This window comes from Pseudomonas sp. StFLB209 (assembly GCF_000829415.1).
Lineage (GTDB): Bacteria > Pseudomonadota > Gammaproteobacteria > Pseudomonadales > Pseudomonadaceae > Aquipseudomonas.
Genome location: NZ_AP014637.1, coordinates 6,255,692 through 6,276,587, shown reverse-complemented (window position 1 = coordinate 6,276,587; position 20,896 = coordinate 6,255,692). Strand labels below are relative to the sequence as shown.

Genomic DNA, 20,896 nt, shown 5'->3' with positions numbered 1-20,896 from the left:
ATGCGCACTGAACAACCGCAAGTGATCTACCTCAAGGACTATCAGGCGCCCGAGTATCTCATCGACGAGACGCACCTGACTTTCGAGCTGTTCGAGGACCACACCCTGGTGCATGCGCAACTGGTGATGCGCCGCAACCCCGAGCGCGGCGCTGGCTTGCCGGCATTGGTGCTCGATGGCCAGCAACTGGAGCTGGTGTCGCTGCAACTCGATGACCGCGAGCTGCAACCGGCCGATTACCAACTCACCGACAGCCACCTGACCCTGCAGCCGTCCAGCGCCAGCTTCACGGTCGACAGCACGGTGCGCATCCACCCGGAAACCAACACCGCACTGGAAGGCCTGTACAAGTCCAGCGGCATGTTCTGTACCCAGTGTGAGGCCGAAGGCTTTCGCAAGATCACCTATTACCTCGACCGCCCGGATGTGATGAGCAGCTTCACCACCACGGTCAGCGGCGACAAGCAGCGCTATCCGGTCCTGCTGTCCAACGGCAACCCGATTGCCAGCGGCCAGGACGGCGACCGCCATTGGGCAACCTGGGAAGACCCGTTCAAGAAACCGGCCTACCTGTTCGCCCTGGTGGCCGGTGACCTGTGGTGCATTGAAGACACCTTCACCACCCGCAGCCAGCGTGAAGTCACCCTGCGCATTTATGTCGAACCCGAAAACGTCGACAAATGCCAGCACGCCATGGACAGCCTGAAGAAGTCCATGCGCTGGGACGAAGAGGTCTATGGCCGCGAGTACGATCTGGACATCTTCATGATCGTTGCGGTCAACGACTTCAACATGGGCGCCATGGAGAACAAGGGCCTCAATATCTTCAACTCCAGCGCCGTGCTGGCTCGCGCTGAAACCGCCACCGATGCCGCGCACCAGCGGGTCGAGGCGATCGTGGCCCACGAATACTTCCATAACTGGTCGGGCAACCGCGTGACCTGCCGCGACTGGTTCCAGCTCTCGCTCAAGGAAGGCTTCACGGTGTTTCGCGACGCCGGTTTCTCGGCCGACATGAACTCCGCCACGGTCAAGCGCATCCAGGACGTCGCCTACCTGCGTACTCACCAGTTTGCCGAAGATGCAGGCCCCATGTCGCACCCGGTGCGCCCGGACAGCTTTATCGAGATCTCCAACTTCTACACCCTGACCGTGTACGAGAAGGGCTCGGAAGTGGTCGGCATGCTCCAAACCCTGCTGGGTGCCGAGGGCTTCCGTAAAGGCAGTGACCTGTACTTCGAGCGCCATGACGGCCAGGCGGTGACCTGTGACGACTTCATCAAGGCCATGGAAGATGCCAACGGCGTCGACCTGACCCAGTTCAAACGCTGGTACAGCCAGGCCGGTACCCCGCGCCTGGACGTCAGCGAAGCCTATGACAGCGCTGCCGGCACCTACAGCCTGACCTTCCGGCAGAGCTGCCCGATTACCCCGGACAAGCAGGAAAAACTGCCGTTCGTGATTCCCGTGGCGTTGGGCCTGCTCGATGAGCAGGGCAACGAAATCGCCCTGCGCCTGAGTGGCGAAGCTGCTGCGCAAGGCACCAGCCGGGTCATTTCGGTGACCGAGGCCGAGCAGACGTTCAGCTTCGTTGACGTGCCTGCCAAGCCATTGCCATCGCTGCTGCGCGGTTTCTCGGCCCCGGTCAAGATGAGCTTCCCGTACAGCCGCGACCAGTTGATGTTCCTGATGCAGCACGACAGCGACGGCTTCAATCGCTGGGAAGCGGGCCAGCAACTGGCGGTGCAGGTGTTGCAAGAGTTGATCGGCCAGCATCAGGCCGGCCAGCCACTGGTACTCGATCAGCGGCTGCTGACTGCACTGGGCACGGTACTGGCTGACGAGACCCTGGATCAGGCGATGGTTGCCGAGATGCTGTCGCTGCCGGGTGAGGCGTACCTCACCGAAATCAGCCAGGTCGCCGACGTCGATGCCATTCATGCCGCTCGCGAGTTTGCCCGTAAAGCCATCGCCGACAACCTGTTCGACAGTCTCTGGGCGCGTTACCAGGCCAACCGCGAAGTGTCGCGCAACACCGCCTACATCGCCGAGGCAGAGCACTTTGCCCGCCGTGCGCTGCAGAACATTGCCCTGTCGTACCTGATGCTCAGCGGCAAGCCTGAAGTGCTGGCGGCGGCCATCGACCAGTTCGACAGCAGCGACAACATGACCGAGCGCCTGACCGCGCTGGCGGTGCTGGTCAACTCGCCGTTCGAGCAGGAGCGCGCCCAGGCACTGGCGGTATTCGCCGAACACTTCAAGGACAACCCGCTGGTCATGGACCAGTGGTTCAGTGTTCAGGCAGGCAGCACCTTGCCGGGTGGCCTGGCACGGGTCCGCGAGTTGATGCAGCACAAGGCATTCAACATCAAGAACCCGAACAAGGTCCGTGCCCTGATCGGTGCTTTCGCCGGCCAGAACCTGATCAACTTCCATGCCGCCGATGGTTCGGGCTACCGCTTCCTGGCCGACATCGTCATCGAACTCAACGGCTTCAACCCGCAGATCGCCTCGCGGCAGCTGGCGCCGCTGACCCGCTGGCGCAAGTACGACAGCGCCCGTCAGGCGCTGATGAAGGCCGAGCTTGAGCGTATCCGCAGCAGCGGTGAGTTGTCGGCTGATGTCTTTGAGGTGGTGAGCAAGAGCCTGGCTTAAGCAGGGTTCTCGCTGGAGAAGGGGCGCTATCGGCCATGGTCGATAGCGCCCTTTTTTATCGCAGGTATGGTGCTTCTAACTGACGTGGCTGCGTTTGTCAGTGGCCGAATAAGCACGATGAAACATTCTACAAAAATCCTCACATGTGAGGCTTTTGTTCGGCCTGGGTATCTGATAGCGTTCACCTCCATTGCCACAACCAATCCAGGGAGCCGTGCCTATGCCTCGCAAGACCGGGGGCGCAACCACTGCTGAACAGGGCAAGAGCTTGAAAAGCTCGACCGACTACATGCGCGAAATGCGCCAACGCCTCAAGGACGCGGGTCTGGTCAAACGTGAGTTCTGGATCCGTCCTGAAAACGTCGATGCCCTGCGCGGTATCGAAAAAGCTTTGCGACAGCCCTACCTCGGTAAACGAATCAATCTGGAGGATTTCATGACCGGGAACACCCACTGGACCATCAGCTCGTTGCATCAATCGCTGGCCGAGCTTGAGCTCGTCAGCCTGGGGCAGATCGACCTGTCCCTCACCGACGGTGCCGAAACCGGTATCCGTCTGATCCTCAAGGAGTTCGGCGACCTGCCGGTCTATCTGGCCGTGGTTGGCGAGCAGATCCTCGCCGATACCACCCTGATCGAAGTCAGCCGGGTCAAGGACACCGCAGCCTTCAACGACATCGTGCTGCGCAGCCGTGACCTGTTCCCGCTGTCGGCGGTGGGTATCGAGCGTCTGGCCGACGGCCAGGAAGTCTACTGCCTGTTCGGTGCATTGAGTGCCGCTTCCAGCCTGACCGTGATCGTCCAGGAAGTGCTGACGCTGGCCGACAACGTGATTCGTGCGGCAGAAGCTTTCGAAGATCACTTCATCGACTGAATAGCGGTTTTGGCAGGAGAACACTCATGACGACAAGCATCTGGAAAAAACTGGTCACTGCCGTGCGCGGTGGCGCATCAGAAGCCGGTGAGGCAATCATCGACGCCAACGCCCTGCGGATTCTCGACCAGGAAATCCGCGACGCTGACAACGCACTGGCCAAGGCCCGTGAAGGTCTGATCGGTATCAAGGCCAAGCACAAGCTTTCTGCGCAGCGCCTTGAAGAACATGGCACCAATATCGCCAATTGGGAAAACCGTGCCCTGCAAGCCCTCAACAAGGGCGAAGAAAGCCTGGCCGTCGAGTGCGCGGCGAAGATCGCCGAGATCGAGGCCCAGCGTGATCAGGAAAAAGCCCTGGCCGACCAGTTCGGCAAGCAGGCTGCGCTGCTGCAAGAGCAGGTGGTCAAGTCTGAGGCGCGGATTCGCGGCCTCAAGCAGCAGGTCGAGATGGCCAAGGCCCGGGAAACCGTGCAGCGTGCCCGTGTCGCCACCGCCAATGCCACCGGTGGTGCCAATGGCGCGGTCGAGACCGCCGTCGGTTCGCTGGCCCGTCTCAAGCAACGCCAGGACGAGCAGGACGCCAAGCTTGAAGCCGCCGAAGAACTGGCCAGCCAGTCCAATGGCGGTGATCTGGAGCGCCGTCTGCAGGAAGCCGGCATCGGCGCCAGCAGCAGCGGTGCCGACGATGTACTGGCGCGTTTGAAGGCTCGCCAGACACCTCAGTAACAGGCGGCAGCTAACAGTACCGGCTTCAGTTGCGCAGGCTTCGCAGCTGAAGCTGCTCCTACCGGGTTCTGTGTCTGCTGCGCGACAGCGCGGCGGGCGAACGCTTATCAAGCCGCAACGCCATAGACAAGGAAGACCGCTTGGCATTCTCGACCCGACTTCGCGTTATTCTCGGTCTGGCGGCACTGATGCTCGCCGTACAGATCTACAACGCGGCCAGTGGCTATAGCCTGGTGGGCCACGGTATCCTGCCGCGTCATCTTTCAGGCTTGCAGGGCATTGCCCTGGCGCCACTGCTGCATGGATCCTTCGCCCACCTGCTCAGCAATCTGCTGCCGTTTCTGGTGCTCAGTTGGCTGGTGGCGACCGAGGGTGTCAAGCGCTATGCCTGGGTGGTGATACTGGTCTGCCTGTTTGGCGGCGGTCTGGTCTGGGTGTTTGGCCGTACCAGCCTGCACGTTGGCGCCAGTGGCCTGATTTTCGGCCTGTGGACCTATCTGCTGGCCAGGGTCTGGTATCAACGCAGCTTCGCCAGCCTGCTGGTGGCGTTGATCGCTCTGGCCGGTTATAGCGGTCTGGTGCTGGGTTTTCTGCCGTCACCGGGGGTATCGTTCGAGTCACATATCGGCGGTGCGCTGGCAGGAATCTTCGCAGCCAGGCTGCTGCATGCCGGGCAAGGCAAGGTCTGAGTAAGGGCGATGGTGGCGACCGAGCCGCTGAAACATACCGGGTTCTGATAAATGGATTGCGCCAATGATGGTGTTGCTGTTGCTCAGGCGTCATGTGTCTGCTTTTTTCGAGCGTTTCGGCTGGGCCGGAATCGGCATGTTTTTGCTCGGTCACTACTTGCTGTCTTACCTGTTGCTGGCCCTGGCCGCTGAAGAGCATCTGCTGAGCGGGCTGGATTTCACCTATTTTTACCTGACCACGGCCACCACCGTGGGCTACGGCGACCTGTCACCCAAGTCTGCTGCCGGCAAGCTGATTACCAGTACCTGGATCATGCTCGGCGGGATTGCGTTACTGACCACAGTGATTGGCAAGGCGTCGACGTCGGTTGGCGATATCTGGAGACGCAACATGAAAGGGCAGGGCGATTGTTCAGCACTAAGCGGCCATACCGTGCTGGTCGGCTGGGACGGTGATGCCAGCGAGCGGATTGTCGAACTGCTCAGCCAGGACTGCCGCACCCGCAGCGGCGGGCTGGTGATCTGCGATTCGCTGATCACTGAAAATCCGATGCCAGGCCATGCCTCATTCATCAAGGGCGATTCGCTCGATTCGCCGGCGGTGCTGTTACGCGCCGGGGTTCGTGGCGCTGAACGGATTCTGGTGCACACCCGCTCCGACAGCCTGACCCTGGCGATTGTCCTGACCCTGAAAAAACTCGAGCCTGCCGGTCATGTGGTTGCCCATTTTGACAACTCTGAACGCGCCGCCCTGGCCAGAAGCTATGCCCCGGAACTGGAATGCACCTCCAACATGGCCATCGAGATGCTGGTGCGTTCGGCCCAGGATCCGGGTTCGAGCACCGTAATCAACGAACTGCTGTGCATCGGTGAAGGCGCAACCCAGTTCCGTCATGTGTTGTCGCCCGGTTTCAGCATCACCTGCGGCGAGCTTTATATCCGCCTGCGCCAGGAATTCAACGCCACCCTGATCGGTTATCGGACGCCGCAGGGCAGCCATTTCGAACTCAACCCCGCCAACGATCTGCGTATCGAGGGCGGTGAAATTTTCTACATTGCATCCACTCGGCTTCAAGGAAACGCATTATGAGCTGGTTCAAGCGAGTCATGGGCCTGGAAGCGCCCCTGCCGAAAAACACGGCTGCCAGTGCCTCCAGTCCGCTGGGGCTGCGCAGCGGTGGCATGTTGTGTCTGGACTCTTCCCTGAAACTGCTGCTCGATGGCCACAGCTATGTTGTGCTGCCGGGCGATGAAAAGGTCTGGGCGGTGGGGGAGATCGATCTGGGCCAGGCCATGGTGCTGCGCCGCTTCTATCTCGACGATGAAGACTACTTTCTGCAGATCCTCAGCAACGGGCCGTTGCCTGAGGACATTCAGGATATCGTGCTGTTCGGCTATTACAGCGCGACGCCGATCAACAGCCGTGACGAGCTTCTGCGCCTGACCGGGCCGGATTCGAAAATCGGCCTGCCGACCTATGAGCATGAAGGCGAAGTGTTCGAGCGCCAATGGGGCACCGAGACCGGTCAGACCGAACTCACGCCTATGGACGAGAACGTCGTCAGTCCTGACACTGCCTACCGCGTCAAACACCTGAGCATGCTCTATGCGCGGGAAACCGGCCTGATCGACCGCCGTGAGTTTTTGCTGTTCTCGGTGGAAGAAGACGAGCAAGGGAACATTACCCTTACAACGGCGGTCGGTGTGACGCTGCTTTCTACAGACATCAACGTTCTATAAAAGAAAAGGAAATCTTCATGCTCGACGCGTTGCGTATGTCGCTCGATGCCCAGGCGGTGTTCGGCTTCATTCTCTATATTCTGGTCGCCGCTCTACTGTTCGCGGTGTTCCAGTTCATCTACAGCCGGGTGACCCCGCACAAAGAGTTTGTCCTGATCCGCGACAACAACAGCGCAGCGGCCCTGGCCCTGGGCGGTTCGTTGATCGGTTTCGCCTTGCCCGCCAGTAACGTCATCGCCTACAGCATCAATATTCTGGACGTGGTGGTCTGGGCGTTGATTGCGGCAGTGGTCCAGTTGCTGGCGTTCGGTGCCACCAGCCTGGTGCTCAAGGGCCTGTCGGCACGCATTGCCAAGGGCGAGATGGCCGCGGCCATCTACGCCGCCAGTGTCGCGGTCAGTGTCGGCATGCTCAACGCGGCCTGCATGACACCGTCGAACTGAGCCGGGGGAGCGATCATGAGACGCAGTTCAGTCAAGCTCGTGCTGGTCAGTACCTTGCCGCTGGCCCTGAGTGCCTGCGGGTCATCGGATGATGAGCCGAACTTCACCACCAAGACCACCTTCAAGACCGTGCAGGAATGCACCGACGCCAAGGTGCCGATCGAGGTCTGTTCCAACTCGTTCATGGAGGCGTTGACCGATCACCGGCGCATTGCCCCGACCTACGACGACCAGGCCTCCTGCGAAGCAGATTTCGTGCCGGACTACTGCCAGGTTGGCAGCGACGGCAAATACTCGCCAAAACTCGGCGGTTTCGAGCTGTCGTTCGCCGGCAACGTGCCCAAAGAGGTGCTGGACCAGACCAACCAGCAGATCATCCAGTCCAACCCCGGCGCGACCAGCAACTTCCTTACCGGGTTGCTGATTGGCAACCTGCTCAGCAACGGCTTCGGTAACAGTGGCCGCTATTACGCGCAGCCGGTGTACATGGGCCGCGATGATCGCGGCGGTTACTACAACTCTTCGCTCTATACCCATATCGACCGCGGCAAGACCTTCAGCCGCTCGACCCAGGCCCGTTACAGCACCGACAAGACCTACAGTAAAAGCACGCTGGGCCGCAGCCTTGGCAGTGGCTCGTCGGTGTCGTCCACTGTGTCGCGTGGCGGTTTCGGCAGCCAGGCCAGTGCGCGCAGCGGCTGGAGTGGCAAGAGCAGCAGCCGCTCCAGCTTCGGCGGTTAAGGAATCTGTTGGATGAAACGGATCAGCATCGAAGAGCGCCCAGCCTGGCGCGCCACTGCCGAACGTGAAGGTTTCGACTTTCACACCATCGACGGTGAGCGCTATTGGGACGAGCGGCACTACTACCAGTTCAACGAGCGGCAGGTCACCCGCGATCTTGAAGCACCGACCCAGGAGCTGCACCAGATGTGCCTGGATGTGGTGGCGCGGGTGGTCGATGACGAGGCATTGCTCAGCCAACTGGCAATCCCGCAAGCGTACTTCGACCTGATCCGCGACTCCTGGCAGCAGCGGCATGCGCACCTGTATGCACGCTTCGACTTCGCTTACCACGGCGACGGGCCGGCGAAGATGTATGAAATCAACGCCGACACCCCCACCAGCCTGATGGAAGCGGCGGCGTTTCAATTGCTGTGGCTGGAAGAGCAGATTGAACGCGGCGTGCTGCCGGCCAGGGCAACCCAGTTCAACGCGATTGCCGAAGACCTGATCAAGGCCTTCGAGCCGTTCCGGGGACCGGCGCCGTTCTATTTTTCGGCCATGTCCGGCTCGGCCGAAGACCGTGGCACCACTGAATTCATGCGGCGCATGGCCGCTCATGCAGGCATCGAGACCCGGCATATCGACATTGAGGACATCGGCCTTGATCAACAGGGACGCTTCGTCGATTTGCACGGCAACCGCATCGAGCGTTTGTTCAAACTGCATGCCTGGGAGCACATCTTCCACGAGCCGTTCGGTGCGCACATCGCCGCCAGTGGCACCCGCTTCGTCGAACCTGCCTGGAAAGCCATCCTCAGCAACAAAGGCATCCTGCCGCTGCTCTGGCAGTTCAACGAAGGCCATCCCAACCTGCTGCCATCGTTCGTCGACCAATACCCCGCTAGCCCGGTACCCAAAGGCTGGGTGCGCAAGCCTTTCTTTTCCCGCGAAGGCGCCAACATTGAAATCCGCACCCCAGGCGACGAAACCATTGCCGAAGACGGCCCCTACACCGACGCGCCGTACATCCTCCAGCAATACTCACCGCTGCCGCGTTTCGGCGACAGCTACACCCTGATCGGCTCCTGGGTCATCGGCGACCTGGCCTCCGGGATCGGCATCCGCGAAGACGACAGCCTGATTACCAAAGACAGCAGCCGGTTTTTGCCGCATGTGGTGATTGATTAAGAAGGTGCGCAGCCGCTGTTGATCTTGATCTTCGAGCCGAGATGGCACAGACAACGCAAATCGCGGCTTGGGCGCCGTTCGGAGGGACGTTCGCCCGGCAGGGCGAAACCTGCAGTCCAGACACCGCGCAAAAGGATTTTCCATCGGTCCGCAGATCACGCCCTTTTCGCGGCTAAAGCCGCGACCCATGCTCTCCAGATCATCGCCTAGACTGCCTCAATGCCAGTAGCGCTTAACAAAACATAACGTCACGACAATTGTCAGGCACAGGCTTTACTGCCTAGCATGGCCCCGCCTCCAAAAAAGCGCAGGGCCGGTTTATCCAGCCACCTCGCACAACAATAAAACCGGGAGAGACGCATGCATCTGTCCATTGTCTGCCTGGCCGCCTTATTGGGCCTCACAGCAGTCAGTTCCGCCGTCGCAGCAACCGCAGCAGACAGCTACGCCATCGAATCGCCCAAGGCCGCGACCAGCCTGTTACTGGACGTCGTGCATGCCGGTCAGCGTCTGGTCGCGGTGGGCGACCACGGCCATATCCTGTACTCCGACGACCAGGGCCATAACTGGCAACAGGCCAAAGTGCCGACCCGCCAGTTGCTCACCGCCGTCTATTTTGTCGACGCGCAGCATGGCTGGGCCGTCGGCCACGATGCCCAGATTCTGGCCAGCAGCGATGGCGGCCAGAGCTGGACCAAACAGTTCGAAGACCTGACCCGCGAAGCGCCGCTGCTGGATGTCTGGTTCCAGGACCAGAGCACCGGCTTTGCTATCGGCGCCTACGGTGCCCTGTTGACCACCACCGATGGTGGCCGGCACTGGCAGGACGTCAGCGAGCGGCTGGACAACCAAGATCAGTATCACCTCAATGCCATCGCCCATGTGGCGCAAGGCGGGCTGTTCATCGTCGGTGAAGCCGGCGGCATGTTCCGTTCCCGCGATGTCGGCCTGAGCTGGGAAAAACTCGAAAGTCCCTATCACGGCTCGCTGTTCGGGGTCATCGGCACCTCCCAGGCGCAGACGCTGCTGGCCTACGGATTGCGCGGCAATTTGCTGCGTTCCACTGACTTTGGCGACACCTGGACCCACATCGAACTGCCCGGCGAACGGGGGCCGCTGCAGGCCACCCTGGCTGGCGCCAGCCTGCTCAGTGACGGCACGCTGGTGCTGGTCGGCAATGCCGGCAGCGTATTGCGCAGCAGTGATGACGGGCAGAGCTTCAAGGTTTTCAACCGCGCCGACCATATCGCCCTGTCCGGGGTGACCGGCAATGCCCGCGGTGAACTGATTCTGGTCGGGCAGGGCGGTGTACGTCTTGGCTCGGCCAATGGCGCAGCGCTCAGTCAGCGATAAGCACAAGGACTCCATGCATGAACGATCTTCAGCAGCGCGCCACGCCCGCCGACGAGCAAGCGACCTTTCTTGAACGGTTGATCTTCAACAATCGCCCCACAGTGATCATTCTCTGTCTGCTGACCACCCTGGTGCTGGTCTGGCAGGCTTTGCAGGTGCGACCTTCGACCAGCTTCGAGAAGATGATTCCCCTGCAGCACCCCTTCATCCAGAACATGCTTACGCACCGCAATGACCTGGGCAATCTGGGCAATAGCGTGCGCATCTCGGTCGAGTCGCTGGACGGCGACATTTTCTCGCGCGACTACATGGAGACCCTGCGCCAGATTCACGACGAAGCCTTCTATATCCCGGGCGTCGATCGCTCGGCCATGAAGTCACTGTGGAGCCCCAGCGTGCGCTGGACCGAGGTGACCGAAGAAGGCTTTGCCGGCGGCGAGGTGATTCCCAAGAGCTACGATGGCGGTCAGGACAGCCTCGATACCCTGCGCAACAACGTGCTCAAGTCTGGCCAGGTCGGTCGGCTGGTGGCCAACGACTTCAGGTCGAGCATCGTCGAGATACCGCTGCTGGAGGCTTATCCGGATCCCAATGACCAGAGCGTGCTGCTGACCCTTGATTACCAGCAGTTTTCGCATCAGCTCGAAGAAAAGATCCGCGACAAGTTCCAGGCGCAGAATCCGCAGATCAAAGTGCACATCGTCGGCTTCGCCAAGAAGGTCGGCGACCTGATCGACGGCTTGTTCATGGTGGTGGCGTTCTTCGGCATCGCCTTTGTCATCACGCTGGTGCTGCTGATCTGGTTCACCCGCTGCCTGCGCAGCACCATCGCCGTGCTCTGCACCACGCTGATCGCGGTGATCTGGCAACTGGGCCTGATGCATGTGGTCGGCTTCGGCATCGATCCGTACTCGATGCTGGTGCCGTTCCTGATCTTTGCCATCGGCATTTCCCATGGCGTACAGAAGATCAACGGCATTGCCTTGCAGTCCAGCGAGGCCGATAACGCCCTGACCGCGGCACGGCGGACCTTCCGTCAGTTGTTCCTGCCGGGGATGATCGCCATTCTGGCCGATGCCGTGGGCTTCATTACCCTGCTGATTATCGATATCGGCGTGATCCGCGAGCTGGCCATCGGCGCGTCCATCGGTGTGGCAGTGATCGTGTTCACCAACCTGATTCTGTTGCCGGTGATGATTTCCTATGTCGGCATCAGCAAGCGGGCGGTCACCCGCAGCAAGCAGGACGCGGTCAGCGAGCATCCGTTCTGGCGCCTGCTGTCGGGGTTTGCCAACCCCAAAGTGGCGCCGGTGTCGGTGGTGCTGGCGTTGCTGGCCTTCGGCGGCGGGCTCTGGTACAGCCAGAACCTGAAGATCGGTGACCTTGACCAGGGCGCTCCAGAGTTGCGTCCTGACTCACGCTACAACCAGGACAATGCCTTTATCATCGAGCATTACTCCACCAGTTCTGATGTATTGGTGGTGATGGTCAAGACTCAGGCTGAAGGCTGCTCGGCGTATTCGACCATGTCGGCGATCAGTGAGCTGGCCTGGAAAATGGACAACACCCCTGGCGTGCAATCGACGGTTTCCCTGGTCAACGTTTCACGCCAGGTGATCAAAGGCATGAACGAAGGCAGCCTGAAGTGGGAAACCCTGTCGCGTAACAAGGATGTGCTCAACAGCTCCATCGCCCGTGCCGAAGGGCTGTACAACACCGACTGCTCGCTGGCGCCACTGATGATCTTCCTCAACGACCACAAGGCCGAAACCCTGGATCGGGCGGTCAAGGCGGTCGAGGAGTTTGCTGCGCAACACAACAGCCCCGATCTGCAATTTCTGCTGGCGGCCGGTAACGCCGGGATTGAGGCCGCGACCAACCAGGTGATCAAAGAGTCCGAGCTGTTGATCCTGGTGCTGGTCTACCTGTGTGTGGCAGGCATGTGCATGATCACCTTCCGCTCCTGGGCTGCGACCCTGTGCATTGTCTTGCCGCTGGTGCTGACCTCGGTACTGGGTAACGCGCTGATGGCCTTGCTGGGCATCGGCGTGAAGGTGGCGACGCTGCCGGTGATCGCCCTCGGGGTGGGCATCGGTGTCGATTACGGCATTTACATCTACAGCCGTCTGGAAAGCTTCCTGCGCGCCGGCCTGCCGTTGCAGGAGGCGTATTACCAGACGCTCAAGTCCACCGGCAAGGCGGTGCTGTTCACCGGTCTGTGCCTGGCGATTGGTGTCTGCACCTGGATCTTCTCGGCCATCAAGTTCCAGGCCGACATGGGCCTGATGCTGACCTTCATGCTGCTGTGGAACATGTTCGGCGCCTTGTGGCTGTTGCCGGCACTGGCACGCTTTCTGATCAAACCCGAGAAAATGGCCGGGCAGGTGGGGCATTCGTTGTTTTCTCATTGAAACGCGGCAGGGCAAGGCGCAGAGCTTTGCCCTATCATTGGCGTTTTTCCCAGGTACCTGACTGAACATGACTACTACTTCCTTCCTGCAAGCCCTGCAAACCACCACCATGCTCGAAATCGACGGTCTGCATGCCTGGGAATTCAGCCTGGATGATGGCCTGCAAGTCGAATGCATGGACGGCCGGGCGCGTAAGGTCTGGTCGTTCAGCGCAGCGCAGGTACAGGCCGCCGCGTTCGATGAATCCCTGCAGAGCTGGGTGATCAACGACGGTGAGGCGGATCACCGGATCGTCTGCATGGATGCCGTCAGTGCAAACGATGATGACGAGGCCGATCTGGATTGATCCAGATCAGTCTTTTAGAGCGCGCCAGCCGTTAAACTTCGCAGGCGCGTGTCGGCCCTCTGAATCAGAGGCCGGCATCGGGATGGTAGGGTGCCGGTGCTTGCGCATCGGTCACTACACAAGGATGTGCTTGCCTTTTCTTGCTCCGCTTGCGGGGTAACGACCTTCAAATTGCTGGCCATTGCCAGTCATCCGCTCCACGGAAGCGAGCGAAGCATTCATCAGGGAGATTTCCATGTCTACTCAAGGCGCGTTGAGTCGTGCTCGGCTATTGCCAACTTTTTTCGGCGCCGGGCTGCTGGTGCTCGGCCTGGTCAAATTCAGTGCCGGCTTGAAGCTGGTCAGTCTGGGCGGTTCCTACTATTACGTCCTTTCCGGGCTCGGCTTTGCCCTGTGCGGCCTGTCGCTGATGCTGGTTGTGCACATGGCGGTGTGGCTGTTCACGTTATGCCTGTCGCTGGGGACCGTCGGGGCACTATGGGAAGTCGGCCTGGATCGTCAGCAACTGCTGCCGCGTCTGTTGATCTGGTTTCTGATTGGTCTGCTGCTGTTGCTGCCAGTGATCAGACGCAGTCTTAAACCCACCGGCCGACCCTTCTCACTCGGCCATTTGATCGTGGCCCTGCTGCTGGCCGGCATTTCACTGGATCCGCTGGCCCAGATTCGCCAGTTCGGACCTGACTACCGGCAATGGGCAGAGTCTCTGATTCCAAGCCTGGCAGTCATGCCGTTGGCGTTAGAGGACGGCGGTGCCAAAGATCTGCGCCAGCCAGAAAGCTGAACCTTTGCAGTAAAGGCGGTGTCCTGAATCAAGCGCGAATAACAATTTCCAAGAGTGCTCAAAGGAGGCCGTCATGTCCCGCCCATTGCTGCCCTGGCTGGTGCTTGCCAGCATCTTCAGTGTTTTGCCCGCTCATGCTCAGGACAACGCCGACCTCGATCTGTTGGTGGGCACCTATACCCAGGGTGACAGCCAGGGGCTTTACCGGATGGGCTTTAACAGTCAGACCGGCTTGATCGACACCCAGCCACGGCAAGTGGTGGTGAGTGAAAATCCGTCCTGGCTGACCCTGTCGCGCGAAGCCGGTTATCTGTTCGTGGTCAATGAAAACGGTCCGGGACAAGCAGACACTCAGGGCAAGGTCAGTAGTTATGCGATTGACCCGCAGACCCACGAATTGCGCCTGATCAATCAGGTCGCCAGCCAGAGCGATGAGCCGACTCATTCAAGCCTCACACCTGATCAGCGTTATCTGCTGGTGGCCAACTATGCGGTGCAGGCCAGGCCAGGCGGGGCGCTGGCCGTTTTGCCAGTCGACAGCGCTGGCCGCCTGGGTGATGCGGTGCAGGTGCTTGGGCCCAACCCGCCCAGCAAGGTCAATGCCGAACGCCAGAGTTCTTCACATGTGCATGGGGTGCTGCCGACTCCGGATGGCAAGTACGTAGTGGCAGCGGACCTGGGGGCTGACAAGCTGTTTGTCTACCACTACGACGCGCAACTCGGGCAGCCATTGCAGCCGTTCCAGGCGGCCACGGTAAGCCTGCCCAAGGGCAGTGGCCCACGGCATCTGTTGTTCAGTGACAATGGCAAGCACGCCTGGCTGACTCTGGAAATGACCGCTCAGGTCGCGGTGTTCGACTATCACAATGGTCGGTTCCGGCAGACTCAACTGGTTGATCTCAAACAGCCCGGCAAGCACCAGGCGGTCGGCGCCAGCGGCTTGCATGCCTCTGCTGATGGCCGTTTTCTCTACGTGGCCAACCGTGGCGATGCCAACGAACTGCTGGTGTTCAGCATCGATCCGGCCAGTGGGGCACTCAAGGAGCTCCAGCGCCGTTCCGTACAGGGCCGTGAACCGCGGGAGTTCAGCATTGACCCCAGCGGCAGGTTCTTGCTGATCGCCAACCAGAAGAGCAACCAGATCGTGACCCTCAAGCGTGACCCGCAGAGCGGGCGGTTGGGTGATGTGGTGCAGGCGCTGGACATGCCGGCGCCGTCGGCACTGCTGTTTTTGCCGTCGGCACAATGAACTATTAATCGCAGTGATAAAGGCTAGTGCCAGAAAGGATTTTTTCCCCGCGATCCTCAGGAGTAAGTTTGATCCATGGCCTCACGGCCCGGAACCCAAACCACTTCCGAGGATTTGCATCATGAACTTCAATCTCTTCTCGATCATTGCCGCATCCGCCATTTCTGCCACTGCCGCTCTGCCTGCCAGCGCCAACACTGAAGTGACCGAAAACAAACTGCATGTTGCCCAAAGCCAGAGCTATACCCCGCAGTACCTGCAACAGAGCGCCAACTTCTATGCTGCGCTGGATCACAAGACCGGCCAGTGACGCGAGTTTCATGAGGCTTTCGCGAGCCTGTTTGCCAACCCCGAGCTGACGACCTCTAGCCAACGTGCGCTAGGCAACGCAGACCCGGCGGCAAGCCTGCTCGCGAAAGCCCTTGTATCTGCACGATCCCCGTGAGTATTGCGCTCACGGGGATTGGTGTTTTTGGCCAGTAAAAAAACTTCAACTTTCAGCGGCTGCAAGCATCAATACCATTGATGCCTGATATATAGAGGTATGTTTTTTCATGGACCCGGTTTTCAGTAATGCTAGTGTTCTGAAACCCGTGATGGAGCAAAACCGATGGCCACAGCCATACTTCATTCGATCAAGCAGGGCGCGTATATCGCCATTGCCCTGTATGTGGTGTTCATTGCCGTGGTGACCGTGACCAGCATGAATCCGCAAATCAATGCCGCTCAGGTCAGCAGTGCTCAGGCGCCGGTGGCCGTGCACAGCGCCGCCACCGGACAACCGCTGCCTCAGCACGCGTCCTGACCCTGCTCAGCCGCCCACTTCCAGGGTGCTTTGGCCGTTACCCTGGCGGCGGACACGAATCTGCACGGCAATGCGCTCGTGCATTTCCTGGACGTGGGAAATCACCCCGACCTTGCGCCCCTGAGCTTGCAGGCCGTCGAGGGCGTCCATGGCCAGTTGCAGTGACTCAGGGTCGAGACTGCCGAAGCCTTCGTCGATGAACAGCGATTCAATGCGCAAGGTGCTGGAGGCCATCGAGGCCAGGCCCAGCGCCAGGGCCAGCGACACCAGGAAGGTTTCGCCGCCTGACAGTGAATGCACCGAACGCAGTTCGTCGCCCATTTCAGTGTCCATCACCAGCAGGCCCAACAGGCTGCCGCCACGCTTGAGCCGGTAGCGGCGCACCAGTTGGCGCAATTGGGCATTGGCGTGATGGACCAGCAGGTCGAGGTTGTAAGCCTGAGCGATCTTGCGGAAACGGTCGCCTTCGGCTGAACCAATCAATTCTGCCAGGCGGCCCCAGCGCAGGCGTTCGGCCGTAGCCTGCTCGATACGCGCCTGCAGCTCACCATTGGCTTGCTGGCGGCGCTGGTCCTCGCTGACCTGCGCACGCAGATCAGCGCATTGTTGTTCGGTCACTGCGCACTGCTCGCGGCTTTGCTGTGCGGCCTGTTCCAGCCCGGCGCCGTCGGTAAGCTCTGGAAAGTGGGCCTGATGTTCGCTCAGGCGCTGTTCGCGTTCGTGCAGCAGGACCCGGTTCTGCTCCAGCGCTTTCTCGGCGGCCTGCAAGCGCTGACGCAGTTCTTCAAGCTGCGCGTCGTCGACTTCCAGTAAGGCATTGAGGGTCGCATCGTCCAGTTGCGCATGGCTGTTGCGCCAGGCGCTGATCTGCTCATCGAGTCCGGCGGCCTCATCCTGCAACGCCTGCTGCTGTTGTTCGCTGGCCTTGAGTTCGGCGGCCAGCTGGATGCTCTGCGCCTGGTTGTCCTGTAGCCCCTGGGCGGCCAGTTGCTCGGCTGCGCGGGCCTGTTCAATCGACTGTTCCAGCGTTTGCTGCCATTGTTCGGCGCTGGCATGGCCACCAAGCAGTTCGCCCAATAGCGTCTGGCTGGCCTGCTGTTGTTCGCTGAGGCTTTGCACCTGTTGTTGCAGTTCAGCCTGACGTTGCTGGCGAGCGGTGAGTTCAAGTTGTTGCTGTTCAACGCGCTTGTGTCGCTCAGCCTGCTCCTGCTGTTGCTCCTGTTGCTGCTCAAGCAGCGCCAGGCGTTCAACGACTTGCTGCTCCAGCCGCATGACACTGGCCGAGGTCTCGTTGCGCAGTGCCTCAAGCCAGTCGCTTGGCAGTATCGGCTGCAATGCGCCAAGTTCTTCTTCAAGACGCGCATGGTCGCTATTGAGTTGACGTTGCTGCTCTTCAATCTGGGCGTTGGCGTTCTGGCTGGCTTGCTGGGCTTCTTGCAGTTGTTGCTGCAGCCGGCCGGCGTCCTGTTGCAGCTTGAGCAGCGCCTGCTGGCGCTGCTCGTCCTGCTCAATGACCTGGGTGAGCTGCTGCTGTTGGCGTTGCAGCCAGGCCGCGCGTTCTGCCTCGTTAATTGCATGCAGGGCGGCTGCCTGAGGATGCTCCTGCAACGGCTTTGCCAATGCTTGCTGCTGGCTTTGCAACTGATCCTGCTGACCCAGCAGGTCTTTCATGCGTGAGGTAAGCACCGCGTATTGCTCGCGCAGCAGGCTGCGGCGTTCCTTGAGCTCTTCGACGGCCTTTTCGGCGCCGGCCTGTTCGCTTTCATCGTGTTCGGCCAGCCCCTGCAACAGCGCTTCGGGTTGGTGCCAAGGGTGCTCGATGCTGCCGCACACCGGGCAAGGCTGCTCGTCCTGCAACTGGTTGCGCAGCGCATCGACCCCGGCGCTGCGCACCAGGCGCTGGCGCTCCAGCAGTTCGCGGGTGACGCTGAGGGTTTGTTCGGCGACTTTGAGCTGCTCGTTGACCGCACTGCCATCGGCGGCCAGTTGTTCGCGCTCTTGGCCGGCTTTATGCAACTGGTCAGTGATGCCTTGGCGTTGTTGCTCCAATTGCTGGTGGCTGGTCCACAGCCGCTCAAGTTCTTCGCTGGCACGCTGTTGCTTGCGGTTGTCTTGCAGCAGGCCGCCGAGCAATTGCAGCTGTTCGGTTACCGCCGAGACTTCGCAGTCGGCTTCGCGGTACAGCAGTTCCAGGGCGTTGCGCTGTTCGGCCAGTTGCTGTTCGGCGTCGCTGGCACGCCGGGTCAGGGCCGGCAGTTCCTGTTGCCCGTGGCGCCAGCGATTGGCGGTCAGGGTCAGTGACTTGAGCCGGCCTTGCCAGGCACTCCAGGCCTGGGTCAGGGGCGCCAGTGCACTGCTGTTGTCGAGCTGCGCGGTGATGTCGGCCAGGCGTTGTGCGACGTGTTGCTGTTGGGCGAGCAAACTGTCCAGTTGCTGCTGAGCCTGTTGGCAGTCGTGTTCATGTTGTTGCTGGCTGGCGCGGGTTTTGCTCAGCGCGTCGGCCTGATGACTCAGGGTGTTTTGGGTGTCGAAGGCGTGTTGCAGCCGGCTTCGTGACTCGCTGGCCTGTTGCTGGGCTGCAAGCAGTGTGGTGTGGGCCATGTCGCGGCTGGCTTGCAACTGCTGGTGGGCGGCGCTCAGTTCGCCGTGGCGGGCCTGTTGCCGGGCGATGTGCTGCGCCAACGGTGCCCGTTGCGCATCCAGGCTGGCGCGTCGGACAAAGCGATGGCGTTGCGGTGCGAGGCGCTCCAGTTGGCCGAGCTTGTCTCGCTCGCCGGCTTGATCCTGCCAGTCTTGCTCGGCGCAGGCCAGGCTGTGACGAGTGGCCTGGGTCTCTGCGCCCAGCCGTTGTAACTGGCCGAACCACTGCTGTTGCTGTTCCAGCTCGCGCAGGCGCTGCTGGGCGAGCTTGAGCTGCTGCTGGGCCAGGCTCAACTGCTCATCCAGCTCGGCACGGGCCTGGGCGGGCATGGGGGCCACGCCGCTGGCCAGCAGGTTGAGGTCTTCCAGCGCTTTTTTTGCGTCGCTGGCCTTGAGCCAGGCGCGCTTGCCCAGTTGGCTGTAAATGGCCGTATTGGTGAGTTTTTCCAGCAGTTCGCTGCGTTCTTTGTCGTCGGCTTTGAGAAAGGCGCTGAATTCGCTCTGGGCGAGCATCACGGCACGGGTGAACTGCTCGAAATTCAGGCCCAGGCGTTGTTCGACCAGTTGCTCGAACTCGCGTTTGCTCTGATTGCTGAGCACCTGCTCGCTGTCCAGATCAGTCAGGATCTGCCGGCTGGCCTGCAGTTTTTTGCTGGCATTGTCGCGGGCGCGATTGGTCTCCCAACGGGCACGGTAGCGGCGCTGATCAATGCCGATGAAGTCCACTTCGGCATAACCGCTGCCGGTCCCACGGCGCAGCAGGGTGCGCGGGTCGCTGGTGGTGATCTCACCGTCGATGTCCGGCACCTTGGACTGGCCGACCCGGCTCAGACGTGGCACGGCGCCGAACAGTGCCAGGCACAGGGCGTCGAGCAGGGTGCTCTTGCCGGCTCCGGTCGGGCCGGTGATGGCGAACAATCCGGCGCTGGCCAGCGGTTCTGCGCTGAAGTCGACCTCGAACGGGCCGGCCAGCGATGCCAGGTTCTTCAGGCGGATGGCAAGAATCTTCATTGTTCGGCCTCCTGCTGCACTTCACGCAGCAGCGTGGCGAAATCATCGAGGGTCTGGTCGTCGACCTCATTACCGTAGTTGTCCTGCCAGGCCCGCCGGAACAGTTCATGGGGGGTGAGCTGTTCGAGGTCGATCAGCTCGCTGGCGGCAGCGTCTTCAGCGTCGCCGTTGCGCCCGGCATATTCGGCGGCGATGCGTACCAGGCGTACAGCCTTGCCTTGCAGTGCCGCCTCGATACGGTTGCGCAGGTCTGGCTGCGGCTGGTCGAGACGCACCCGGACCTCCAGCCATGGCTGGCGATGGGGTTCATCAAGCAAGTCGACCTGTGGCAGTGCGCCGAGCTGTACCAACAGGTCGTCGAGCAGCGCCGGACCGAGGCGTTGCAGGGGCACGGCACGTGGAATCAGCAGCGGTTCGACGCTCACCAGTTGTTCACCCTCGCAGGTGATTTCCAGTATCTGGTGCTTGTAGCCAATCTCTGAGAATGACAGCGGAATCGGCGAGCCGCTGTAGCGGATGCGTGTCTCGCCGTTGACCTGCTGTGGCTTATGCAGGTGCCCAAGCGCCACGTAGGTGATTTCCGGGCCGAACAGGGCTGCTGGCAGGGCTTCGGCGTTGCCGATGATCAGGCTGCGTTCGGAGTCTTCGGACACGCTGCCGCCGGCCATGTGCGCATGGCTGATGGCGATCAGTGCCTGGCCGGGCTCGCGTTTGCGTTGCGCGGCGTCGATCAGCAGGCGATGCACCTGGGCAATGCCGTGCAGGTAGTTATCGCCCGCCTGCGCGCCAGTGACTTCCGCCGGGCGCAGGAACGGCAACGCCAGGCACCAGCCCCGCACCGAGCCACTGGCATCGGGCAATGGCAGCAACAGGCGCTCGGCATCCAGGCTGCCGTCATCGAGCCACAGCACCCGCCCCAGCGCGTGGGTACGCAGGCGGCGCATCAACGGCGCGGGCAGTTCGATACGCGAGCCGGAGTCGTGGTTGCCGGCAATCATCACGATGGTCAGGTGTGGCTGCTGCTCATGGGCGTCGACGATGAATTCGTACAGGCGCTCCTGGGCACTGACCGGCGGGTTGACTGTATCGAAGATATCGCCAGCGATCAGCAGCACGTCGGGTCGCCGCTCGGCCAGTCGGGCCAACAGCCAGCCCAGAAAAGCCTGATGCTCGAAATCGCGTTCCTGACCATGCAGGTGCTGACCCAAATGCCAGTCGGAGGTGTGAAACAGACGCATTGCATTACCTTGTGATTGAACC

General features: G+C 60.9%; 19 protein-coding genes. 16 read left to right on the top strand and 3 right to left on the bottom strand.

Annotation, left to right across the window (positions count from 1 at the left end; genetic code table 11):
• The 12 genes from pepN to PSCI_RS27775 all read left to right on the top strand — a co-directional run bounded on the left by pepN (nucleotide 1) and on the right by PSCI_RS27775 (nucleotide 13,150).
• Nucleotides 1–2,655: an aminopeptidase N gene (gene pepN / locus PSCI_RS27830; RefSeq protein WP_045493478.1), complete on the top strand. Its 2,655-nt coding sequence runs from the start codon at nucleotides 1–3 to the stop codon at nucleotides 2,653–2,655.
• A gap of 220 nt (nucleotides 2,656–2,875) precedes the next feature.
• Nucleotides 2,876–3,529, top strand: a complete 654-nt coding sequence (locus PSCI_RS27825; RefSeq protein WP_045493470.1) for a YjfI family protein — start codon at nucleotides 2,876–2,878, stop codon at nucleotides 3,527–3,529.
• Nucleotides 3,530–3,555: 26 nt separating this feature from the next.
• Complete coding sequence (locus PSCI_RS27820) at nucleotides 3,556–4,257, top strand: PspA/IM30 family protein (RefSeq protein WP_045493467.1); 702 nt, start codon at nucleotides 3,556–3,558, stop codon at nucleotides 4,255–4,257.
• A gap of 140 nt (nucleotides 4,258–4,397) precedes the next feature.
• The gene (locus PSCI_RS27815) at nucleotides 4,398–4,946 is read left to right on the top strand and encodes a rhomboid family intramembrane serine protease (protein WP_045493464.1); all 549 of its coding nucleotides are present in this window, start codon (nucleotides 4,398–4,400) and stop codon (nucleotides 4,944–4,946) included.
• 64 nt (nucleotides 4,947–5,010) lie between these two features.
• On the top strand, nucleotides 5,011–6,036 hold the full coding sequence (locus tag PSCI_RS27810) for an ion channel (RefSeq protein ID WP_045493463.1): 1,026 nt from the start codon (nucleotides 5,011–5,013) through the stop codon (nucleotides 6,034–6,036).
• Complete coding sequence (locus PSCI_RS27805) at nucleotides 6,033–6,686, top strand: DUF2491 family protein (protein ID WP_045493462.1); 654 nt, start codon at nucleotides 6,033–6,035, stop codon at nucleotides 6,684–6,686. The genes PSCI_RS27810 and PSCI_RS27805 overlap by 4 nt, the downstream gene beginning before the upstream one ends.
• Nucleotides 6,687–6,703: 17 nt before the next feature.
• Nucleotides 6,704–7,129: a DUF350 domain-containing protein gene (locus tag PSCI_RS27800; protein WP_045493460.1), complete on the top strand. Its 426-nt coding sequence runs from the start codon at nucleotides 6,704–6,706 to the stop codon at nucleotides 7,127–7,129.
• Nucleotides 7,130–7,144: 15 nt separating this feature from the next.
• Nucleotides 7,145–7,870: a DUF1190 domain-containing protein gene (locus tag PSCI_RS27795; protein WP_045493458.1), complete on the top strand. Its 726-nt coding sequence runs from the start codon at nucleotides 7,145–7,147 to the stop codon at nucleotides 7,868–7,870.
• Between the two features lie 12 nt (nucleotides 7,871–7,882).
• Complete coding sequence (locus PSCI_RS27790) at nucleotides 7,883–9,040, top strand: glutathionylspermidine synthase family protein (RefSeq protein WP_045493456.1); 1,158 nt, start codon at nucleotides 7,883–7,885, stop codon at nucleotides 9,038–9,040.
• 360 nt (nucleotides 9,041–9,400) lie between these two features.
• Nucleotides 9,401–10,393 carry a WD40/YVTN/BNR-like repeat-containing protein gene (locus PSCI_RS27785; protein ID WP_045493455.1) on the top strand — a complete coding sequence of 331 codons (993 nt, stop codon included), beginning with the start codon at nucleotides 9,401–9,403 and terminating at the stop codon, nucleotides 10,391–10,393.
• A gap of 17 nt (nucleotides 10,394–10,410) precedes the next feature.
• Nucleotides 10,411–12,804 carry an efflux RND transporter permease subunit gene (locus tag PSCI_RS27780; protein WP_045493453.1) on the top strand — a complete coding sequence of 798 codons (2,394 nt, stop codon included), beginning with the start codon at nucleotides 10,411–10,413 and terminating at the stop codon, nucleotides 12,802–12,804.
• Between the two features lie 67 nt (nucleotides 12,805–12,871).
• Complete coding sequence (locus PSCI_RS27775; RefSeq protein WP_045493451.1) at nucleotides 12,872–13,150, top strand: DUF5629 family protein; 279 nt, start codon at nucleotides 12,872–12,874, stop codon at nucleotides 13,148–13,150.
• Between the two features lie 114 nt (nucleotides 13,151–13,264).
• Here PSCI_RS27775 and PSCI_RS30030 read toward each other — a convergent pair whose 3' ends face one another.
• Nucleotides 13,265–13,387 (bottom strand): hypothetical protein, encoded by a 123-nt coding sequence (locus tag PSCI_RS30030; RefSeq protein WP_257106902.1) that lies wholly within the window; start codon nucleotides 13,385–13,387, stop codon nucleotides 13,265–13,267.
• Between PSCI_RS30030 and PSCI_RS27770 the strand changes: the two genes are divergently transcribed.
• The 4 genes from PSCI_RS27770 to PSCI_RS27755 all read left to right on the top strand — a co-directional run bounded on the left by PSCI_RS27770 (nucleotide 13,386) and on the right by PSCI_RS27755 (nucleotide 15,985).
• Nucleotides 13,386–13,931 (top strand): hypothetical protein, encoded by a 546-nt coding sequence (locus tag PSCI_RS27770; protein ID WP_144403354.1) that lies wholly within the window; start codon nucleotides 13,386–13,388, stop codon nucleotides 13,929–13,931. The genes PSCI_RS30030 and PSCI_RS27770 overlap by 2 nt on opposite strands.
• 73 nt (nucleotides 13,932–14,004) lie before the next feature.
• The gene (locus PSCI_RS27765; protein ID WP_045493446.1) at nucleotides 14,005–15,180 is read left to right on the top strand and encodes a lactonase family protein; all 1,176 of its coding nucleotides are present in this window, start codon (nucleotides 14,005–14,007) and stop codon (nucleotides 15,178–15,180) included.
• Between the two features lie 121 nt (nucleotides 15,181–15,301).
• Nucleotides 15,302–15,490 (top strand): hypothetical protein, encoded by a 189-nt coding sequence (locus tag PSCI_RS27760; RefSeq protein WP_045493444.1) that lies wholly within the window; start codon nucleotides 15,302–15,304, stop codon nucleotides 15,488–15,490.
• A 300-nt stretch (nucleotides 15,491–15,790) separates the two neighbouring features.
• Nucleotides 15,791–15,985 (top strand): hypothetical protein, encoded by a 195-nt coding sequence (locus PSCI_RS27755; protein WP_045493442.1) that lies wholly within the window; start codon nucleotides 15,791–15,793, stop codon nucleotides 15,983–15,985.
• Between the two features lie 6 nt (nucleotides 15,986–15,991).
• Here PSCI_RS27755 and PSCI_RS27750 read toward each other — a convergent pair whose 3' ends face one another.
• Both PSCI_RS27750 and PSCI_RS27745 read right to left on the bottom strand, forming a co-directional pair.
• On the bottom strand, nucleotides 15,992–19,636 hold the full coding sequence (locus PSCI_RS27750) for an AAA family ATPase (RefSeq protein ID WP_045493440.1): 3,645 nt from the start codon (nucleotides 19,634–19,636) through the stop codon (nucleotides 15,992–15,994).
• Nucleotides 19,633–20,874: an exonuclease SbcCD subunit D C-terminal domain-containing protein gene (locus PSCI_RS27745; protein WP_045493438.1), complete on the bottom strand. Its 1,242-nt coding sequence runs from the start codon at nucleotides 20,872–20,874 to the stop codon at nucleotides 19,633–19,635. Before PSCI_RS27745 ends, PSCI_RS27750 begins: the two co-directional genes overlap by 4 nt.
• Between the last annotated feature and the right edge of the window lie 22 nt (nucleotides 20,875–20,896).

Coding starts and splice junctions, on each gene's coding strand:
- PSCI_RS27760 (WP_045493444.1), top strand. CDS start 15,302: ATGAACTTCAATCTCTTCTCGATCATTGCCGCATCCGCCATTTCTGCC.
- PSCI_RS27750 (WP_045493440.1), bottom strand. CDS start 19,636: ATGAAGATTCTTGCCATCCGCCTGAAGAACCTGGCATCGCTGGCCGGC.
- PSCI_RS27780 (WP_045493453.1), top strand. CDS start 10,411: ATGAACGATCTTCAGCAGCGCGCCACGCCCGCCGACGAGCAAGCGACC.
- PSCI_RS27820 (WP_045493467.1), top strand. CDS start 3,556: ATGACGACAAGCATCTGGAAAAAACTGGTCACTGCCGTGCGCGGTGGC.
- PSCI_RS27785 (WP_045493455.1), top strand. CDS start 9,401: ATGCATCTGTCCATTGTCTGCCTGGCCGCCTTATTGGGCCTCACAGCA.
- PSCI_RS30030 (WP_257106902.1), bottom strand. CDS start 13,387: ATGGAAATCTCCCTGATGAATGCTTCGCTCGCTTCCGTGGAGCGGATG.
- PSCI_RS27805 (WP_045493462.1), top strand. CDS start 6,033: ATGAGCTGGTTCAAGCGAGTCATGGGCCTGGAAGCGCCCCTGCCGAAA.
- PSCI_RS27765 (WP_045493446.1), top strand. CDS start 14,005: ATGTCCCGCCCATTGCTGCCCTGGCTGGTGCTTGCCAGCATCTTCAGT.
- PSCI_RS27825 (WP_045493470.1), top strand. CDS start 2,876: ATGCCTCGCAAGACCGGGGGCGCAACCACTGCTGAACAGGGCAAGAGC.
- PSCI_RS27755 (WP_045493442.1), top strand. CDS start 15,791: ATGGCCACAGCCATACTTCATTCGATCAAGCAGGGCGCGTATATCGCC.
- PSCI_RS27810 (WP_045493463.1), top strand. CDS start 5,011: ATGATGGTGTTGCTGTTGCTCAGGCGTCATGTGTCTGCTTTTTTCGAG.
- PSCI_RS27790 (WP_045493456.1), top strand. CDS start 7,883: ATGAAACGGATCAGCATCGAAGAGCGCCCAGCCTGGCGCGCCACTGCC.
- PSCI_RS27775 (WP_045493451.1), top strand. CDS start 12,872: ATGACTACTACTTCCTTCCTGCAAGCCCTGCAAACCACCACCATGCTC.
- PSCI_RS27800 (WP_045493460.1), top strand. CDS start 6,704: ATGCTCGACGCGTTGCGTATGTCGCTCGATGCCCAGGCGGTGTTCGGC.
- PSCI_RS27795 (WP_045493458.1), top strand. CDS start 7,145: ATGAGACGCAGTTCAGTCAAGCTCGTGCTGGTCAGTACCTTGCCGCTG.
- PSCI_RS27770 (WP_144403354.1), top strand. CDS start 13,386: ATGTCTACTCAAGGCGCGTTGAGTCGTGCTCGGCTATTGCCAACTTTT.
- pepN (WP_045493478.1), top strand. CDS start 1: ATGCGCACTGAACAACCGCAAGTGATCTACCTCAAGGACTATCAGGCG.
- PSCI_RS27745 (WP_045493438.1), bottom strand. CDS start 20,874: ATGCGTCTGTTTCACACCTCCGACTGGCATTTGGGTCAGCACCTGCAT.